We start from the raw sequence: 18,159 nt of genomic DNA, 5'->3' as shown, positions 1-18,159 counted from the left end.
GGTGCCGTCTCCAGGCATGTGGGGCCGTCAGTGAGGTACCGGCCGGGGCGATGAATCCATGATCGTCGTCGGGTCGTCGATGATGTCGCTGACCACCATGCTGGCGGCGCCGCGAGAGGCGGCGCCGAAGCCGAGAGTGGAGGCGACGAACCGGCACTGGGCGGCGGGAGCGGCCACCACGAGCCGTTGCAGCTGATCCTGCGCATGCGGCAGCAGCCACTGTGCCAGCGAGGCGAAGTAGCCGCCGATGACGATCACGCGCGGGTTGAACAGGTTGGCCAGGATCGAGCCGCCGAGCCCGAGCCACTCGCCGACCTGCGCCACCGCCGTCGTCATTCGCCGGTCGCCGGAGGCCAGGCCCCTGGCGAGGTCGGCCACCCGTTCGCCGGGGTCGGGCATCGGCATGCCGGGCAGCCCGTAGGCCTGCTCGGGCATGGCCGCGCGGACGAGCGCGGCCAGGCCGACCTTGGTCTCCCAGCACCCGATGCGGCCGCAGCCGCACTGGGCGCCGTTCGGGTCCACCTGCAGATGCCCGACCTCGCCGGAGAATCCGTCCGCGCCGCGCAGGAGCTCGCCGCCCAGGATGATGCCGCCGCCGACCCCGACCTCTCCGGTGAGATACACCAGGTACGGAGTGCCGGCGGCGACGCCGGAGGTGTATTCGGCCAGCGCGGCGAGGTTCGCGTCGTTGTCCACCCGCACGGGCACGCGCAGCGGGCTCAGCAGGGAGCTCAGCTGGTCGGCCAGCGGCAGGTCGTGCCAGTAGAGGTTCGGCGCGAGCGTCACGACGCCGCGTACCACGTCCACGAGCCCGGGGACCGCCACCACGATGCCGGCGGGCGACGCTCCGGCCCGCCGCATGGCCTCCACGGCCTCCTTGGCCACGAGCCCGAGCCGGCGCACGGCGCTGTCCGGGCCGCTGCCCATGGCGTCGTGGACGACCCGGCGCTCGACCAGGATCCGGCCGCTGAGGTCGGTGCCGTGGACCGCGATGTAGTCGACGTTGATCTCCATGCCGAGGGCGCCGACGTGCGCGCCGTGCAGCGCGACCGCCCGTCTGGGGCGGCCGACCGCGCCGACGTGCTCGACGCCGACCTCGCGTACCAGACGCCGTTCGAGGAGCTCGGCCATGAGGTTGGACACGGTGGCCCGGTGCAGCCCGGTCGCCTCGGCGATGTGGGCGCGGGACAGGGACTTGTGGTCGCGCAGCTCGCGCAGCACCAGGGAGAGGTTGGCCCGGCGCAGCGCGGCGAGACCCGCCGGCGGAGCGCCGCCCGGAGCACGGTTGGGCGGCTTGTACGTCATGGGTACCACCCGCCCCTTTGTTTATCTTTGACATCAATTAATTGCAGTTGTAACACGCGGATGCAGGAATGTGCACCCCTCACATCCGTAACGAGTTGGCATCGCCGAAATCCCCGCATTTCAGCGACCACTCCGGCGCCAGTTATCGGAACGTTACACACATTGCAACCGGTTTCCCTCTTGTGTCATCAGAGGTCGGCCCCTTTAATTCGGCTAGCCATCCGCACTGATCGAGGAGGAGCGTGGACCACAACCTGGCCGACCGCCACGCGACCGACTCGGCGAGTCGCGACGGACCCGCGGGAGCCCTCGCGGACCAGGCCACCATGCGCCCCGACCCCGCCCTCGTGCCGCGTCATGTGAGCGCGAACAACCCGTGCTCCCTGCCGGCCGTCACCGTCGCGACCAGGCTGAACAAAGCCACCGTCACCAGCCCCGTCAACGAGACGGGGCCCTCAGCACGCGGGCTCCGTCGGCCTCCCGGGTGTCGCGCTCGCCCTAGGCGGCTCCCTGGGCGTGGAGGTCAACGTCGACCACATCGCCGAGTACACCTCGGGCGTCGCGACGGGCATCCCCGACCTTGCCTGCCTCACCGCCGAGGTGGGCGTCGGTGGCGTCGTCATCTCCGGCGGCCGGCTCCTGGGCGGAGCGGACGGGTTCGCGGGGATCGGCCATGCCATGATCGATCCGTCCGGCGCACGGTGCCGCTGCGGCCGCCTCTGCTGCCGGGAGACCGAGGTCGGGCCGGCCGCGCTGGTGGGCACGGCCACCCCGGACCACCCGTACGGCACCGGCCCGCAGGTCGTCCGCGACACGGAGGAGCGCCTGGCCGAGATCGAGCAGCGCCGAGCCGACGGAGATCCGCTCGCCCTGACCCGCCCCCGTCCTCCGCACCTTCCGTCCGCCTGATCGCTGTTCCGCACCTTCCGCGCGCCGCGGCCACGGCGCATGCCGTCCGGCGGACGGACGCCGCCGCGTCCCTGCCCACCGTTCCTTTCCCATGCCTTTCCCGTGCCCTTCCGCCCCAGAACGTCCCGCCCGCCTGATCGGCCGCCAGAGCCGCAGCGGCACCGTCGACGCCGACCTCGGTGCCATCGCGGCGGTGCCAACCGGTGCCGTCAGGCGGGCGGGGCACGGCCCCACCGAACCGAGGAGGCCCTGTGCCGCGGTCAGCATCCGGCTCCTCGTCCCTGCTCGTGATGCGGGCAATCGTCAAGCAGTTCCCCGCGCCCGGTGGCCGCCCGGCCACGGCCTCGGGTACGAGCACGCCTTCGTCCACGAGACGAAGGACTTCCTGGAGGCGATCGCCGCCGGCGCCGGCCCCTCCCCGTCCTTCGAGGACGGCCCGCGGGTGCGGCGCGTGACGGCGGCCGTCGAGCAGAGTGCGGCTGAGGCAGCCGCTTCACGATGGTGGAGGATTCATGACGAGACCGATCACGTTGTTCACCGGGCAGTGGGCGGACCTGCCGTTCGAGGAGGTCTGCCGGCTGGCTTCCGAATGGGGCTACGACGGCCTGGAGATCGCCTGCTGGGGCGACCACTTCGAGGTCGACAAGGCCGTCGCGGACGACTCCTACGTCGAACGCAGGAAGGAGACCCTGGCCAAGTACAACCTCGGCGTGTGGACGATCTCCAACCACCTCGTCGGCCAGGCCGTCTGCGACCACCCCATCGACGAGCGCCACAAGGGCATCCTGCCCGCCCGTATCTGGGGCGACGGCGAGCCGGAAGGCGTGCGGCAGCGCGCCGCCGAGGAGATGAAGAACACCGCCAGGGCCGCCCGCGCGCTCGGCGTCGACACCGTCGTCGGCTTCACCGGCTCGTCGATCTGGCACACGCTGGCGATGTTCCCACCGGTGCCCCCGCCCATGATCGAGGCGGGGTACGCCGACTTCGCCGACCGCTGGAACCCGATCCTCGACGTCTTCGACGAGGTCGGCGTGCGCTTCGCCCACGAGGTGCACCCCAGCGAGATCGCCTACGACTACCACACGACGGTGCGCACGCTGGAGGCCATCGGGCACCGGCCGGCCTTCGGCCTGAACTGGGACCCCTCACACATGGTGTGGCAGGACCTGGACCCGGCGAACTTCATCCTCGACTTCGCCGACCGCGTCTACCACGTGGACTGCAAGGACGCCCGCGTCGCCACCCGCGACGGACGGCGCGGCCGCCTGTCCTCCCACCTGGCCTGGGCCGACCCCAGGCGCGGCTGGGACTTCGTGTCCACCGGCCGGGGCGACGTGCCGTGGGAGGCGTGCTTCCGGGCGCTCAACCACATCGGCTATGACGGCCCGATCTCCATCGAGTGGGAGGACGCGGGCATGGACCGGCTGCACGGCGCGCCGGAATCCCTCGCCTACATCCGCTCGCTCAACGCCATCACCCCGCCGGCCGCCGCCTTCGACGCCGCCTTCTCCTCCGAGTGACGCCGTTACGCCGGGGCGGCGGCCGCAGGTGGCCGCCGCCCCGGCGGAGATCCGCACGCTCTCCGTTCCCGTGCAGATGCCGCTCGACGCGCGAGTGGATGGCCGCAAGACCGGAATCTCCGCCCCCTTCGACCTCTGCGGCCGATTTTCGGGCATCCATACGTCATGAGCGAAATAGCACGGTGGCCATTATGGCTTTTGCGCCTTGGCCGGCCGGGTGGGCATGCGGCCGCGCGCCATGCCTGAGAATAGAGGGCTCCCATTAAGGCATCGCTGACAATTCCCGATACTTCATATTAAAGGCCTGTCACTATTTATCCTCCGGAGTCAGGACGTGTCGGTTTCGGTCCCCCAGCCAGGCCGCTTCGAGGATCGCGGTCAGGCTGGCGGTGTCGGTCGGGCCTGGATGGTTCTGGATCAAGCGGGTGACACCACTGGCCATCTCCGCGAAGCGCGGGAGGTCAGCGCGTGCCACGCCGATGTCCGCCAAGGTGGCGGGGATGCCGATGTCGGCAAGGAGCCCGTCGAGCCAGGTGAGGAACGCATCTGCGGCCTCGGCGTCCGAGGCGTCGGTCACATCGAGCCCGCACACCTCGGCGAGGATGGCCAACCGGTCGCCGATGGCGCCCCTGGCCGCGTCCAGCGCGTAGGGCAGCAGCAGCCCGACGCCCAGGCCGTGCGGTGTGTGGGTGGCGGCGCCGATGGGGTACTGGAGGGCGTGCGGAGCCGCGTTGCCCGCGTGGGAGAACGCGAGCCCGGCCAGCATGGACCCGTAGGACATGTCCGCGCGCGCTTCCTTGTCGCCTCCGTCCCTGACGACATGGGGCAGGCTGCGGGCGATCCGCTCCGCGGCCAGGAGCGCGTAGTGATCGGTGATCGAGTTGCGGCCGAGGAAGACCTGCTCCACCGGGTCGCGTGGTCCGTGGGCCCGGGGCCGCGCGGTGTAGCTCTCCACCGCGTGGCAGAACGCGTCGATGCCGGAGTGGGCAGTGACGGTCGCCGGGCAGGTGTAGGTGAGCTCAGGGTCGACGATGGCGAAGTCGGGCACGATGTGGACGCTGGAGACCCCCACCTTCAGCTCGCGGTCAGGGTCGGTCAACACCGAGACGGGCGTGAGCTCGGAGCCGGTGCCTGACGTCGTCGGGACCGCGACGAGAGGAATCGTCGGCCCGGGCACCTTCGACTCGCCGTAGAAGTCGCGCGGCGTCCCACCATGGCACCGGATGACGCCGACGATTTTGGCGAGGTCGATCACCGTGCCACCGCCGATGGCGAGGATGGCGTCGGCGTCCACCTCTGCGGCGACCGAGACGGCCAGGGCGACATCGGCGAGTGGCACGTCCGGACTCGCGTCGGCGAACACCTCGACGACTTCGACCTTCTCCCGCACGGCGGCCACGATCTCGGCCACGCCCGGCTGCCCCAGAAGAACCCGGTCGGTCACGATGAGGACGCGCGAGCCACACTCGGCCACCACTCGCGGGATGTTCTGCGCGACCCCTTCGCCCACTATCAGCTGGCGTGGTGCGCGGACGGTCTCAAGCATGTCAGTGCCTCTCTGGAGCGTCGGCGGTGATGTGCTGGACGGACGCCCAGCTCACCTGCGAGACCGGGACGGCGATCGCCCCGTCCACCGCCGCGTCCGTGGCGCGCGCACCGGCGGAGCCGACGGCGTCCCCGGGCACCTGGAGCAGCGGGCCGGTCACGGTAGGTCGATCGCCGCGTAGGTGATGTCGAGGTATTCATGGATGCCCTCGTGCGACCCCTCCTTGCCGATCCCGGACTGCTTCACGCCTCCGAACGGAGCTGACGGGTCCGAGATCAGACCACGGTTGATACCGACCATCCCCGTCTCCAGCCCCTCGGTGAACCGGAGCGCCCGCTGGAGGTCGCGGGTGAAGACGTATCCGACGAGGCCGTGCTCGGTGTCGTTGGCCTTCGCCATCACCTCGTCGTCGGAGGTGAACGAGATGATCGGCGCCACCGGGCCGAAGATCTCCGTCGCCAGTATCCGCGCGTCCTCGGGCACGTCGACGAGGACCGTGGGCGGGTAGAAGTGGCCCGGCCCGTCCGGACGCTCGCCGCCCACCAAGACACGGGCGCCGCGATCGACCGCGTCGGCGACGAGCTTGTCGATCTTGGTGACCGACGCCTCGTCGATCAACGCCCCGACGTCCACGCCGTCGTCGAGACCGTGGCCCATCGAGAGCGCGCCCATCCGCTCGGCGAAGCGCGCCGCGAACTCCTCGCGTACGGGCTCCTCGACGTAGATGCGGTTGGCCGCGATGCACGATTCCCCGATGTTGCGCATCTTGGCCACCATGGCACCGTCGAGCGCGACGTCCAGGTCCGCGTCGGCACACACGATCAAGGCCGCGTTGCCGCCCAGCTCCATGGAGGTGCGCAGCACGTTGCCCGCCGCCTGCCGGAGGAGCACGCGCCCGACCTCGGTCGACCCGGTGAACGAGAGCTTGCGGGTCCGGCTGTCGGCCAGCAGTGCTGAGACCACCTCGCCGGCGCGCTTGGTCGTCACGACGTTGACGACGCCCGGGGGAACTCCGGCCTCCTCCATGATGCGGGCCAGGAACAGCATGGTGAGTGGCGTCTGGGCCGCCGGCTTGGTGATCGTCGTGCAGCCCGCAGCCAGCGCAGGAGCGATCTTGCGGGCGCCCATGGCCAACGGAAAGTTCCAGGGCGTCACGAAGACGCACGGTCCGACCGGCTTCGGCACGGTGAGGATGCGATATCCACCAGCGGGAGCGGTGTTGTAGCGCCCCTCGACGCGCACCGCCTCCTCGGCGAACCAACGGAAGAACTCGGCGCCGTAGGCCACCTCTCCCCGAGCCTCGGCGAGCGGCTTGCCCATCTCGAGCGTTATCAGCCGGGCGACCTCCTCGGATCGCTCGGTCAGTGCCCGGTACGTCGCGGTCAACAGTTCTGACCGTTTTCGCGGCGGGGTCGCCGCCCACTCCGTCATCGCCTCGGCGGCCGCGTCCAGAGCGACGAGCCCGTCGGCGACGTCGGCGTCCGCCACCTCGGCGATGGTCTTGCCTGTGGCCGGATCCTCGACGACGAAGGTGGCTCCGCCGGCGGCGTCGCGCCAGGCGTCGCCGATCCGGAGCCGCCGGTGCTCGGGGGCCAGGACGTTCATCGGGTCACTCATTGCGTCGCCTCCTGTGATGTTCCTGGTGCTGTCCGGCGTGACTACCGCCCGGCCTCGGACAGCGCCAGCCCGGTGCCCGCGTCGAACAGGTGCGCGCGGTCCAGGTCGACCGTGACGAGCAGCCGCTCGCCCGGCGTACCGGTGACGGTGGCTCGTGCCTTGACCTTGAGGATCTCCGTCCCCACTCGGACGTCGACCACCGTCCGGTCACCGAGCGGCTCAAGGCCGTAGAGCTCACCTGACAACGACGCGTCCCCACGCTGCTCGACGGACAGGTCCTCCGCGCGCAGGCCAAGCAGCAGCGGACGACCGGCCTCAGCCGTGGTCCAGCGGGGCCGCGGCAGCGTCCAGCCTTCCGCCCCGACCAGACGATCTCCCTCGGCGTGGCAGGGGAGCAGGCTGATCGGCGGGCTCCCCACGAATCCCGCGACCCACTGATTGGCCGGACGCTCGTACACCTCGGTCGGCGTTCCGACCTGTTGCACCTTCCCCTCCTTGAGTACCGCGACCTGGTCGGCCATGGACAGGGCCTCGACCTGGTCGTTGGTCACGTACACGAAGGTCGCTCCGAGGCTCCGGTGGATGCGGGCGAGCTCGGTGCGCATCTCGACGCGGAGCTTGAGATCGAGGTTCGTCAGCGGCTCGTCCATGAGAAACGCGCGTGGGCGGCGTACCAGCGCCCGGGCCAGGGCGACGCGCTGCATCTCGCCGCCCGACAACTGCGCCGGACGGCGCTGCAGCAGACGTTCGATGTGCAGCAGGCCGGAGATCCGCTCGACGGCGGTGGCGATCTCGCTCGCCGGACAGCGGCGGGCCCGCAGCGGCGAAGCGATGTTCTCGTAGGCCGTGTGTCGCGGGTAGAGGGCGTAGTTCTGGAAGACCATGGCCAGGTCGCGTGCGGCCGGGGTGTCACCGGTCGCGTCCCTCCCGTCCAGATGCACCGACCCGGCGTCCAGCTTCTCCAGGCCGGCGATCGCTCGCAGGGTCGTCGTCTTGCCTGCCCCGGAGGGGCCGAGCACGACGAAGAACGATCCGTCGGGCACGTCCAGCGTCACCCCGTCCAGGGCCTGGACCTTGCCGAAGGACTTGCGCAGCCCGTGCACTGCCACGGTTCCCATCAGGCCACCAGCTCTTCCGTGCTCACGTCGTAGACCGCCGGGGTCCCGCCGAGGTGCCGCAGCCCGACCGGCGCGTCAGCGGCGAAACGGACGGTCGGTGGCATCCGAACCCGTACGTCGTGCCGGCCGCCCTGGTCGACCACGTAGATGATTTCGTCGCCGAGCCACTCCGCCGACACCAAGCGGGCCGGGACCGAACGTTCCGCCCCTGGTTCTGTGACTTCCAGCGCCTCCGCCCGGACGCCTGCGACCAGGCGCCGGTCGCGCGGCAGGCCTGGCGGTGGCGTGAAGACCAGTCCGTCCTTGCTGCGCAGCTTCCCGTCGGCCACCTCCACCTCGATCAGGTTCATCGGCGGGGAGCCGATGAACGCGGCGCAGAAGAGACTCGCCGGACGGTCGTAGACCTCCAGCGGCGTGCCGATCTGCTCGACGCGGCCCTTGTTGAGAATGGCGATTCTGTGACCGAGCGACATGGCCTCGACCTGGTCGTGGGTGACGTAGACCATCGTCGTCCCCAGTTCCCCCTGCAGGTGCTTGATCTCCGTGCGCATGTCCGCCCTCAGCTCCGCGTCCAGATTGGTGAGAGGTTCGTCCATGAGGAATGCGCGCGGCCGTCGCACCAGGGCGCGGGCAAGCGCGACGCGCTGCTGCTCCCCACCGGACAGCCGGCGCGGCCGCCGGTCCAGGAGCGGGCCGAGCCGCATCAGCCGGGCGGCCTCGTCGACCCGCTCGCGTACCTCCGCCTTGGGCAGTCCCTCGGCCCGCAGGGGGAACGCCAGGTTGTCGCGGGTTCTCAGATGCGGGTAGAGAGCGTAGAACTGGAACACCATGGCGATGTCGCGCTCGGCGGGCGGCAGGTCGTTGACCAGCGTGTCGCCGATGCGGATGTCGCCCGTCGTCTGCCTCTCCAGGCCGGCTATGGCCCGCAGCGTGGTCGTCTTGCCGCAGCCCGAAGGACCGAGCATCACGAACAGCTCGCCGTCGCGGATGGACAGGTCCACGTGATCGACCGCGACCGTCCCGTCCGGGTAGCGCTTGTGCAGGGCTGTCACCTCGATGCCCGCCATCAGCGTCGCACCGCCCCGAGCGTCACACCGGCGACGAGGTGCTTGCGCACCAGGTAGGCGAAGACGAGCACCGGCAGGGCGAACACCACGGAGGCGGCGGCCACCAGACCCCAGTCCACGGTGGTGCCACCGATGAGGCCGGCGATGGCGGGTGGGGCCGTCCGCACGCTGTCGCTGGAGGTGAGGAAGATGGCGAACACGAACTCGTTCCACGAGAAGATGAGGGCGAAGACCGCCGTCGCGGCGATGCCGGGCAGGAGCAGGGGAAGGGTGAATCTCCAGAACGCCTGCAATCGGGTGTAGCCGTCGAGCATGGCGGCATCCTCGTACTCCGCGGGCACCTCGTCGACGAACCCCTTCATCATCCAGATCGTGAACGGGACGTTGAACGCGGCGTAGATGAGGATCAGGCCGAGCTTGGTGTCGATGAGCCCGACTTGGCGGTACATGAGGAAGATCGGGATCACGACCACCACGGGCGGCATGAAGCGGGTGGACAGGATGAAGAACAGCTGGTCCTTCTTGGCCTTCACGGCGAAGCGTGAGTAGGCCCAGGCCGCCGGGACCCCCAGCACGGTGGCCAGCGCCGTGGAGGCCCCGGCGACCACGACGGAGTTGAGGAACGCGACGGACAAGGTCGAGCGACCGCCGCCCGAGGCGACGAACACGTCCTTGAAATGGTCCAGGGTGACCTGGAAGCCGAAGAACTTGGCCGGGATGGCGTAGACGTCCCGGTTCTCCTTGATGGACGTCTCGATCATCCACAGCACCGGGAAGAGCATCACGACGGCCAGCACGGTCAGCAGCGCGACCTCCAGCACGGAGCGGCCCCGGCCGCCGAAGCGGCGCGCGAGGGGCGTGCGATCCCGGGCAGGACGCGTGGACACGGCCTCGTCGACGGAGACTGCCATCAGTCCTCCTTGAGCTTGTTCAAGTAGCGCAGGTAGAGCTGCGTGAGGACGATGACGACGAGGACCATCAGGATCCCGTACGCCGAGGCGGTTCCGGTGTTGAAGCCCAGGAACGCGACCTTGTAGACGTGGAACGACAACGTCTCGGTGGAGACCCCCGGACCTCCGCTGGTGAGGATGTAGACGAGGTCGAACAGCCGGAAGGCCTCGATGGCCCTGAACAGCACGGCGATGAGGAGCAGCGGCCACACCAGCGGAAGAGTGATGGTGCGGAACCGGAACCACTCGGACGCCCGGTCGATCGAGGCGGCCTCGTACAGGTACTTGGGAACCGCGGTGAGGCCCGCGAGTGCGATGAGCATGATGAACGGCGTCCACTGCCAGGTGTCGACCAGGATCAGGGAGATCAGTGCCGTTCGCTGCCCGGTGAGCCACTCCACCTGCCCCAGGCCGAGCGAGCCGAGCATGCTGTTGATCACGCCGAACTGGGCGTCGAGCATGAATCGCCAGAACAGCCCGACCACGACCGGCGACAGCATCATCGGAACCAGGAACAGCGTGGTCAGCAGTCCCCGCCCGTGCGTGCGCCGTGAGATCAGGTAGGCGATGGCGAAACCGAGCACGGTCTGCAGGGTGACCGCGCCGACCACGTAGATCAACGTCGTCAAGGCCCTCAGGTGGACCTGCTCCGAAGCCAGGATGGCGGTGTAGTTGCCGAACCCGACGAAATCGGCCGGCCCCCCGCGGGTGGCCGAGTAGTCGGTGAAAGACAGGTACAACGCCCACAGCAACGGGAACACCGACATGGCGAGCAACAGCAGCAGCGCGGGCGAGGTGAAAGCCACAGCGAGCCCGCGGTCGCTCAGGCGGGGGGACCGGCCCGGTGCAGGCGGCGTCGCGGACGCCACCTGCCCGGGCTGGTCGCTCGTCAGGGGGGCGGAGTCACTCACAGTCCGCCGCCGCCCTTGCTGTCACTGGAGTCGAGCACGCTCTGCTGCTCCTTGGCGATGTCGTCGAGCGCCTCCTTCGGCGTCTTCGCACCGTTGAGAGCCGCGTTCACGTTGGTGTTCTCGATGTCGACGAGGCGCGCGTACTCGGGCACATTCCACATGTCGCGCATCCGTGGCACCGAGTCGGTGTACACCTGGTTGAACGGCGCGGCGTTGAGGAACTCGGGCGACTCCAGGGCGTCCGTACGCGACGGCACGCCACCGGCCGCGGCCCACTTCTTCTGGATGTCAGCCTGCTCGAACCACTTCATGAAGTTCAGGGCCTCCGCCTGGTTCGCCTCGGGGGAATAGGCCGACACGTGCATCCCCATGCCGCCGAGAGGCACCAGGTTCGTCTTCTGGCTCGGCAGGGCGGCGAAACCCAGCTTGCCGAGAATCTCCTCCCGCGTGGTGCCGAGCGTCGACTGCTTCGGGTCGAGCAGGCCGCCGCTCGCGGCGATCCAGTTGAACGCGATGCATGCCTTGCCCTGGGCGACCGCCGCGTTCACCTCGTCGATGAACCAGTTGCCGGAGCCCTTGGCGGTCAGCGGCTTCATCTTGTTGACCAGGACGTCCATCGCCTCATGGCCCGCGGCGTCGTTGAGGACTCCGTCGATCTTGCGCGTCTTGGGGTTCCAGAGGTTGCCGCCGTAGACGCCGTTGACCGTGTTGTAGGTGACGGCCGCGGCGTCGGAGCCGTTGGCCTGGTGGAAAGCCAGCCCGCTGACGCCGGGGTTGTCCGCCTGGCACTTCTCGGCGACTGAGATCATCTCGTCCCAGGTCTGCGGTGGCTTGTCGCCGATCAGGTCCTTACGGTAGATCATCGTCCAGGTGTCGCCGAGCAGCGGCAGTCCGTACAGGCTGGCGTTCTCGTCGCGCTTCCCGGTCTCCGCCTGGGGGAACTGGCCGTAGGCCGCCAGGAGGTAGGGGTTGTAGGCCTCGACGTCGATGTTCTGCCGGACGAAGTCCGTGAGGTCCAGGATGTTGCCGTTCGTCACGGCCTCACCGATGTGTTGCGAGTCCAGGATCGGGATGTCGAAGTCGGTCTTGTGCGCGGCGAACTGGGTGAACATCGCGTCGTGCCAGTTCGCGTTCGGCACGGTCTTGACCTTGACGGTCACGTTCGGCCGCTCCTTGGCGTACTCCGCGTTCGCGAAGTCTTCCAGCGCGTGGGCGGGGGGCCAGTCGAACCAGATGAAGCTGAGGGTCAGCGGATCCTTGGTGAGCTCCGGGATGGTCGCCGGCGCCTTGGGGGCGCTGTCGTTCTGGCCGCCGCCGCAAGCCGCCACGGTCGTGGCCAGTAATATGGCCGCCGTCGCAAGCCCCACCTTCCGGCCGGGAACGGACAGTCGTCCTCTTCGCTTGGGATACCGCATCTTCTTGCCTGCTTTCTGGGCGGGGACTTCGGGAGCCTTGCTGCGTGCTTCGCCGACCGGTTGCTGGGTTGTCCAGGCGTGTCGCCGGCTGTCGCAGGGGCTGACCCGCAGGCCGGCGTCACGCGTACGGCGCGACGTGATGGGACTTTGAGCAGGCGAGAAGTCCTTCGGCCCTTGTGCGGCCCGGCGGCGAACCGAGCAGGACGTCGAGCATGCTCATGGAAGCTCCAACTGATCGAAGCGGAGCGATGGCGGACGGTTCCCCGATGAGTGACGGATGGCTGACATCCGTCACCTTTCCTATACGATCCGGTGGGGAGCGTCAACATCCCGCAGTATGGCGACCGATGTCAACATGGTCCCGAAGACGCAAGAAAGGACCTCACGTCACGATGGACGACGAAGCGGTGATCGCTGGGCGCCATGAGGCCATGCCGGGCGGAACGCCGCCGGGAAGATCTCGCGGCCGGCTTGCCGACGAGGTGTACGACGCGCTGCTCGGACAGATGATGTCGCTACGGATAGAGCCAGACTCCCGCGTCACGATCGACGTCCTGGCACGGGAGCTGGGGGTCTCACAGACGCCGATCCGAGACGCTCTGAACCGCATGGAGGCCGAGGGCCTGGTCGTGCGTGTGCCTCATGCCGGCTATCGCATTCCTCCCCAGATCACCCGTCACCGGTTCGAGGACATGCTGGAGGTCCGCCTGCTCCTCGAGCCGGCAGCGGCGCGCAGATCCGCCGAACGCGCATCCCCGCGGCAGGTGGCCGACATGCGACGCATGCTTGAGGACATGGCGGAGCTGGAGGGGGGCAAGGGTGCCATGGCCTACGGCGCCTTCGGGCTGCGCGACGCCGCTCTTCACGATCTCGTCGCCGCGAGCGCGGAGAACCAGGTCATCCGCGAAACGCTCGCTCGCCTGCACACGCACGTGCACCTGTTCCGGCTTCACCGCGACGCCCAGGTCACTCACTTGGCCATGGCCGAGCATGAAGAAGTCGTGGCCGCGATCGCCGCGCGTGACCCCGACGCCGCCGCCTACGCCATGCGTCGGCACATCCTGCGGTCCGGCGAGCGGTTCCAGCGACTGTTCGACGAGGCGGAGGCCGCGGAAGGAATGGCGGAAGAGGCTTGACGGGCGGGCTGCGCCGGGGAATGCTAACTCAAATCCGATCGGATCGGATCCACCTCACCCGCCCAGGATGCGAGGAGAAGCAGGTGCCCAGAGCGCTGCTGCTGACCGGCGACGCCGCCGAGGAGCTCGACACCATGTATCCCTACTATCGTGTGCAGGAGGGCGGCTGGGACGTTGATGTCTCGTCACGGACGATGCGTGACGTTCAGCTGGTCATCCACGAGTTCGACCCCAACTCCGACGCCTACGTGGAGAAGAACGGCCGGAAGTTGCCGGTCGACGTGCCCTGGGCCGAGGTCGACGTCGAGCGCTATGACGCCCTCATCATCCCTGGGGGGCGCGCCCCCGAGTGGATCCGGGTCGACGCCGACGTCAGGCGCATCACCGAGCACTTCTTCGCGCGCAACCTCCCGATCGCGCTCGTGTGCCACGGCGCGCAGGTGCCGGCTGTGTACGGGCTGCTGAAGGGTCGCAAGACGGCGTGCTTCCCTCCCATCACCGGTGACATGGAGAACGCGGGCGCGACGGTCATCGACGCTCCCGACGTCGTGGACGGCAACCTCGTCTCCTGCCGGGGGTGGCCCGACATGCCGCAATTCGGCAGGGCGATGATGGAGGTCTTCTCGAAGTCCCTCAACTCCGCATCGGCATGAGCGCGCCTGGCCTGTCCCGGTGACGGCCCTGCGGACCGTCACCGTCGACGGCTCCCCCATCCACGTCCTGGAGAGCGGCACCGGGCCCGCGGTGCTGATGCTGCACGGCTCCGGACCCGGTACGACCGGATCCGGAGCCTGGGCGTCAACGGCACAGGCGCTGGGCACGTCCTGGCGACTGGTGGCTCCTGACCAGGCAGGGTTCGGCCGCACCCCGATCCCGGCGGGTTCCAGGGGCGGGCTCCGGCTGTGGACGGAGCAGGCCGCGGGCCTGATGAATGCTCTCGGTGTCGAGCACTACGCCGTGGTGGGCCACTCCATGGGCGGTGCTGTGGCGCTGGCGTTGGCGGCCGCGCGTCCCCGGCAGGTCACCCATGTCGTGGCGGTCTCGACGATGGGCGCCCCCGGGGCGCCGCTGTCCGCCGAGCTCGACGCGATCTGGGCCGCCCCCGCCGGCCCGCCCGGGGCACGGGACATGTTGAGTCGCCTCGTCCTCGACCAAGCGCTCGTGACCGAGGCGGCCGTCGCTGCCCGCGCGGCCGCGATGCGAGCGGGGGCGGCCGCATTCGCGTCGTTGTTCCCTCCCCCCAGGGCACGCTGGGCCGACGACCTCGCCCTCTCGGAGCGAACGCTGGCAGGGATCCGCGCGCCCGTGCTGCTCGTCCATGGCGCCGAGGACCGAGTCACCCCGCTCGGGACGGCAGCCCTGCCCCTGCTCGAACACCTGGCCGATGTCCGTCTGCACGTGTTCGGCAAATGCGGGCACGTGCCGGCGCTCGAACACCCGCACGACTTCAGGCAACTCCTGTCGTGCTTCCTCGGCCGGGAACAAGGTCCCTGATCGCTGCGACAGGTCCGCAGCCCGTACTCAGGTGCCGGGCGCGGCACCAGAGGTGCCGCGCCCAGCCGGTCAGCCGGCGGCTACGGCGGTCAGTTCGTCCAGGACCAGGGTGCCGGTGTAGCGGGCGTCAGGGTTGATCTCGTTGAAGAAGATGCGGCGCAGGCTCACCGGGTACGCCATGGTGTCCGGCAGGTCGTACGTGATCTGCTGCCACCCGGGTTCGGTGATGAAGGCGGGTTCGATCGTGTGCAGGGTGCCGTTGCGGTCGACGACCTCCAGGCGGGTCCGCTGGTCGTGGCCTTCGGACTTCACCCACAGCTTGAACGCCGTCGGCCGGCCGGCCACCGGGAGGAGGTTGGCGGACGGCCAGATGCCGACGCCGCGCGTCGCGGTGCTCTGGGTGAAGTCGTAGTCCAGCTTCAGCCCGTTCCCGACGTGGCCGTCAGGGGTGGAGGAGGCGGTGCCGGTGGCGCGCAGGCTCCAGAAGTCCCAGTTCGAGGTGTCGTCGAAGGTGTCCACGACGTCCTGGGACGTCCCGACGCCGACGACCAGCTCGGTCCGCACGCCGCCTGCGGACACCGTGACGACGTGCTCGCCCTCGGCGGCCCGCGCGGTGACGGTGAACGCGCCGGTGCCGGTCGCGGTCACGTCCAGCGCCGCCTTGTCGTAGGTGAGGTGGACGTCGGCGGGGTCGATGGGGGCCGCGTACCCGGCGGAGTCCGAGCCGTTGACCTCGAAGGTTCCCTGGGCGCCCGTGTTCAGCAGGTTGATGCGGCGGGTGTCGGTCTCCAGGCGGGCCAGCCGGCCCAGCACGGTGAGGCCGATGTCTCCGGCGGCCTTGCCGTGCTTGGCCGTCACGGTCGTCTCACCGGACGACAGCGCGCGGAAGACGCCGTCGCGGTCGACCCGGCCGATCCGGCTGTTCTTGACCCGCCACTGCGGCTTGATCTTGCGCGGCACGCCGGCGGGACCATACGTCTCGTCGTACGCGGCGGCCGTCAGCCGGCGGGTCAGTCCGGGGAAGACCCGCTCGGTACGCCACGACGCGGCGGCCTCAGGCCCGGGGAACCGGTCGCGTTCCGTCGCCGTGCTCACCCAGAAGCCCTTGGCCTTGCCGCTGCCCTTGGGCAGGAACATGGCCAGCCCGGTCGGCACGGGACGGGTGCCCGCCGCGTCGGACGGCCGGTTGACGAGGTCGGCCCGCTTCTGACCGGGTTCGCGCACGACGAGCGTCGTCGAGCCGCCGCCGTCGAGGTTGAGCGCGCTGTGGGCGCCCAGATCGACCATCATCTCGGCCAGCTCGTTCAGCCCGATGCCGCGGGAGAACTCGGGCTGCCGGCCGTCCACTGCGACCAGCCACATCTTGGTCCCGTCGGCGGAGAATCCGACGGCGGTCCTGGGCTCCGGCGTGTTGTTCTCGGGCGGAAGTTCGAGCGGCTTGCCGTCCGCGACGATGAGCTGACGTCCGCTCACGGCCGCCTTGACCTTCATGTCGCCGGGAGCCCGTAGGGCATAGTCCACGGAGACCGGGTCGCCGACCCGCAGCGAGGACAGCGCGTCGGCACCGGCCTCGCGTCCCACCAGCACGAACGCGCCTTCGGTGATCGCGCCCTCGCGGGGAACGTCCACCACCTCGGCCACGACGCCGTCGCGCACGACCACCTCGATGGTCCGCGCGACGCCCTTGACCGGATGGCAGCGGCAGTACGTGCCCCAGACCGGGGTGAACATCCCGATCTGGTCCTTGAGCAGCTCGGCCTTGTTGAGCGCGTCCAGCGGGACGGTCCTGCCGGGCAGCTTGACGGTGCCCTCGAAGACGATCTCGCCGATGGCGCCGACCTGGTCCTCGGAGAACATCACCGCGGTCTGGTTCGTCTGGGTCGCCTTGGTGTTGGGCAGCGGCGACTGCAGCAGCTCGCCGTCCTGGACGGCCACACCCCAAGGCGCGCCGGAGGCGGCGATGTCGAAGTAGTCGGCGTTCGTCGCCGCGATGGCGCCCACTTCGCGCGCCATGTCGAGCAGCGGCCGCCGCGCGGCGACCTGGCCGGGGAACAGCCGCCCGATCTGCACGCCGGCCTTGAGGTCGACGGACATCTGGTACGTCTGCAGCCAGCCGGGCTCCCCGGTGGCGCCGTCGGGCCCGTACAGCTCGACCGTGCTCAGCTCGACGCCAGGAGCGACCGGCCGGGTCTCGCGGTAGGTCTCGGTGCGGCCGTCGAGGACGCCCACGACGGCGGGCGCGGCGGCGGGCGACGGCGTCCCCGCGTACGCCGGCCCGGTCAGGACCAGGGCGAGAGCCGCCGATAACAGGGCAGAGGGGACTTTCCATCGCATCAAACCGTGACGGGACATGACCATCCTCCTCAAATAGCGATACCGGTCGCGCGCCGGAGCATGTACGCGGTCACCGGCGCGAACTCGGCGGGCGTGAAGTTGTCCTCGATCGGCAGGACGTGCTCGTGCCGTCCCCTGGCGCGCGCCAGGAACAGGGCGATGTCGTTGGCGTCGGCGATCGACAGCGTGTGCAGGCCGGCCGCGATCGCCGCGCCCGCCATGCCGTGGTCGGCGATGACGAGATCGATCCGCACGCCGCCGGCGGCCACCGCGGCGATCACGGCCTCCATGTGGTCGGGCCGGTGGGTGTGCAGGATCGCCTCGTCGTGGAAGGCGCACGCGACCCCGCCGAAGAACCGGATCCCCGTCTCGCCGGCGGCGTGGGCCCCGACGGCGCGGTCGAGCCGGTGGTCGTCGAGGACGCGGACGATCTGGTTGCCCGCGTTCCGTAGCGCGCGCGCCAGGTCGGCGTAGTGGTCGAGCAGCCCGGTCGGGTGCCCGGTCGCCAGCAGCACCGTGCCGCCGCCGTCCCGCAGGAAGGGGGCGAGGGCGTCGGCGTGCGCCCTGATGCCGGCCAGCGTGTGCTCGGGCGCGATGTACCCGAGCTCGGGGTCGCCGTCCGTGATGCGGTCGCCGATGCCGGCTTCGACGGCGGTCACGACCTCGTCGATGGACGCGGTACCCCAGTCCTCCAGGCCGAAGGTGTTGTCGGGGTCTCCTTTGAGCATCTTGTGCGCGTACGCCAGTGACTGCCGGCGGACGGTCCTGATGCCGCCGGACAGGCTCCGCTCGACGAGCAGGTCGCGCAGGTCCGCCGCTTCGTGTGCGATGCCCATG

At 69.8% G+C, this 18,159-nt stretch carries 16 protein-coding genes; 5 read left to right on the top strand and 11 right to left on the bottom strand.

Annotated features, from left to right (window positions below):
• Window positions 1–27: 27 nt before the first annotated feature.
• A complete protein-coding gene (locus ACZ6YG_RS30450; protein WP_271280270.1) occupies window positions 28–1,305 on the bottom strand; it encodes an ROK family transcriptional regulator in 1,278 nt (425 codons plus the stop codon).
• A gap of 516 nt (window positions 1,306–1,821) precedes the next feature.
• Here ACZ6YG_RS30450 and ACZ6YG_RS30445 point away from each other — a divergent pair.
• Both ACZ6YG_RS30445 and ACZ6YG_RS30440 read left to right on the top strand, forming a co-directional pair.
• Entirely contained in the window at window positions 1,822–2,214 is a 393-nt protein-coding gene (locus tag ACZ6YG_RS30445) for an ROK family protein (protein WP_466019899.1), read from the top strand.
• Between the two features lie 512 nt (window positions 2,215–2,726).
• Window positions 2,727–3,734: a sugar phosphate isomerase/epimerase family protein gene (locus tag ACZ6YG_RS30440; protein ID WP_466019898.1), complete on the top strand. Its 1,008-nt coding sequence runs from the start codon at window positions 2,727–2,729 to the stop codon at window positions 3,732–3,734.
• A gap of 310 nt (window positions 3,735–4,044) precedes the next feature.
• Here the strand turns inward: ACZ6YG_RS30440 and ACZ6YG_RS30435 are convergent, their stop codons facing one another.
• The 8 genes from ACZ6YG_RS30435 to ACZ6YG_RS30400 all read right to left on the bottom strand — a co-directional run bounded on the left by ACZ6YG_RS30435 (window position 4,045) and on the right by ACZ6YG_RS30400 (window position 12,358).
• Window positions 4,045–5,280, bottom strand: a complete 1,236-nt coding sequence (locus tag ACZ6YG_RS30435) for an iron-containing alcohol dehydrogenase (protein ID WP_466019897.1) — start codon at window positions 5,278–5,280, stop codon at window positions 4,045–4,047.
• 1 nt (window position 5,281) lies between these two features.
• Window positions 5,282–5,440 (bottom strand): hypothetical protein, encoded by a 159-nt coding sequence (locus ACZ6YG_RS30430; RefSeq protein ID WP_466019896.1) that lies wholly within the window; start codon window positions 5,438–5,440, stop codon window positions 5,282–5,284.
• Window positions 5,437–6,897 (bottom strand): NAD-dependent succinate-semialdehyde dehydrogenase, encoded by a 1,461-nt coding sequence (locus ACZ6YG_RS30425; protein ID WP_466019895.1) that lies wholly within the window; start codon window positions 6,895–6,897, stop codon window positions 5,437–5,439. Before ACZ6YG_RS30425 ends, ACZ6YG_RS30430 begins: the two co-directional genes overlap by 4 nt.
• A gap of 41 nt (window positions 6,898–6,938) precedes the next feature.
• Window positions 6,939–8,015, bottom strand: coding sequence for an ABC transporter ATP-binding protein (locus ACZ6YG_RS30420; protein WP_466019894.1), 1,077 nt, complete (start codon window positions 8,013–8,015; stop codon window positions 6,939–6,941).
• Entirely contained in the window at window positions 8,015–9,082 is a 1,068-nt protein-coding gene (locus ACZ6YG_RS30415; RefSeq protein WP_466019893.1) for an ABC transporter ATP-binding protein, read from the bottom strand. Before ACZ6YG_RS30415 ends, ACZ6YG_RS30420 begins: the two co-directional genes overlap by 1 nt.
• Window positions 9,082–9,993, bottom strand: coding sequence for a carbohydrate ABC transporter permease (locus ACZ6YG_RS30410; RefSeq protein ID WP_466019892.1), 912 nt, complete (start codon window positions 9,991–9,993; stop codon window positions 9,082–9,084). The genes ACZ6YG_RS30415 and ACZ6YG_RS30410 overlap by 1 nt, the downstream gene beginning before the upstream one ends.
• Window positions 9,993–10,838: a carbohydrate ABC transporter permease gene (locus ACZ6YG_RS30405; RefSeq protein ID WP_271279975.1), complete on the bottom strand. Its 846-nt coding sequence runs from the start codon at window positions 10,836–10,838 to the stop codon at window positions 9,993–9,995. The genes ACZ6YG_RS30410 and ACZ6YG_RS30405 overlap by 1 nt, the downstream gene beginning before the upstream one ends.
• A gap of 101 nt (window positions 10,839–10,939) precedes the next feature.
• Window positions 10,940–12,358, bottom strand: a complete 1,419-nt coding sequence (locus ACZ6YG_RS30400; protein WP_397197823.1) for an extracellular solute-binding protein — start codon at window positions 12,356–12,358, stop codon at window positions 10,940–10,942.
• 392 nt (window positions 12,359–12,750) lie between these two features.
• Here ACZ6YG_RS30400 and ACZ6YG_RS30395 point away from each other — a divergent pair, with 392 nt between their 5' ends.
• The 3 genes from ACZ6YG_RS30395 (at window position 12,751) to ACZ6YG_RS30385 (ending at window position 14,988) form a co-directional block, all read left to right on the top strand.
• The gene (locus tag ACZ6YG_RS30395) at window positions 12,751–13,494 is read left to right on the top strand and encodes a GntR family transcriptional regulator (RefSeq protein ID WP_466019891.1); all 744 of its coding nucleotides are present in this window, start codon (window positions 12,751–12,753) and stop codon (window positions 13,492–13,494) included.
• An 83-nt stretch (window positions 13,495–13,577) separates the two neighbouring features.
• Window positions 13,578–14,147, top strand: a complete 570-nt coding sequence (locus ACZ6YG_RS30390) for a DJ-1/PfpI family protein (protein WP_148032972.1) — start codon at window positions 13,578–13,580, stop codon at window positions 14,145–14,147.
• 19 nt (window positions 14,148–14,166) lie between these two features.
• A complete protein-coding gene (locus tag ACZ6YG_RS30385; protein ID WP_466019890.1) occupies window positions 14,167–14,988 on the top strand; it encodes an alpha/beta fold hydrolase in 822 nt (273 codons plus the stop codon).
• 69 nt (window positions 14,989–15,057) lie between these two features.
• Here the strand turns inward: ACZ6YG_RS30385 and ACZ6YG_RS30380 are convergent, their stop codons facing one another.
• Both ACZ6YG_RS30380 and ACZ6YG_RS30375 read right to left on the bottom strand, forming a co-directional pair.
• Entirely contained in the window at window positions 15,058–17,322 is a 2,265-nt protein-coding gene (locus ACZ6YG_RS30380; RefSeq protein WP_466019889.1) for a phosphodiester glycosidase family protein, read from the bottom strand.
• A gap of 29 nt (window positions 17,323–17,351) precedes the next feature.
• Window positions 17,352–18,158, bottom strand: a complete 807-nt coding sequence (locus tag ACZ6YG_RS30375) for a phosphatase (protein ID WP_148032975.1) — start codon at window positions 18,156–18,158, stop codon at window positions 17,352–17,354.
• Window position 18,159 lies beyond the last annotated feature (1 nt).

The organism is Nonomuraea sp. NPDC054003, assembly GCF_055585125.1.
Note: the sequence above shows the minus strand (reverse complement) of the source record. Positions and strands in the feature narration are given on the sequence as shown.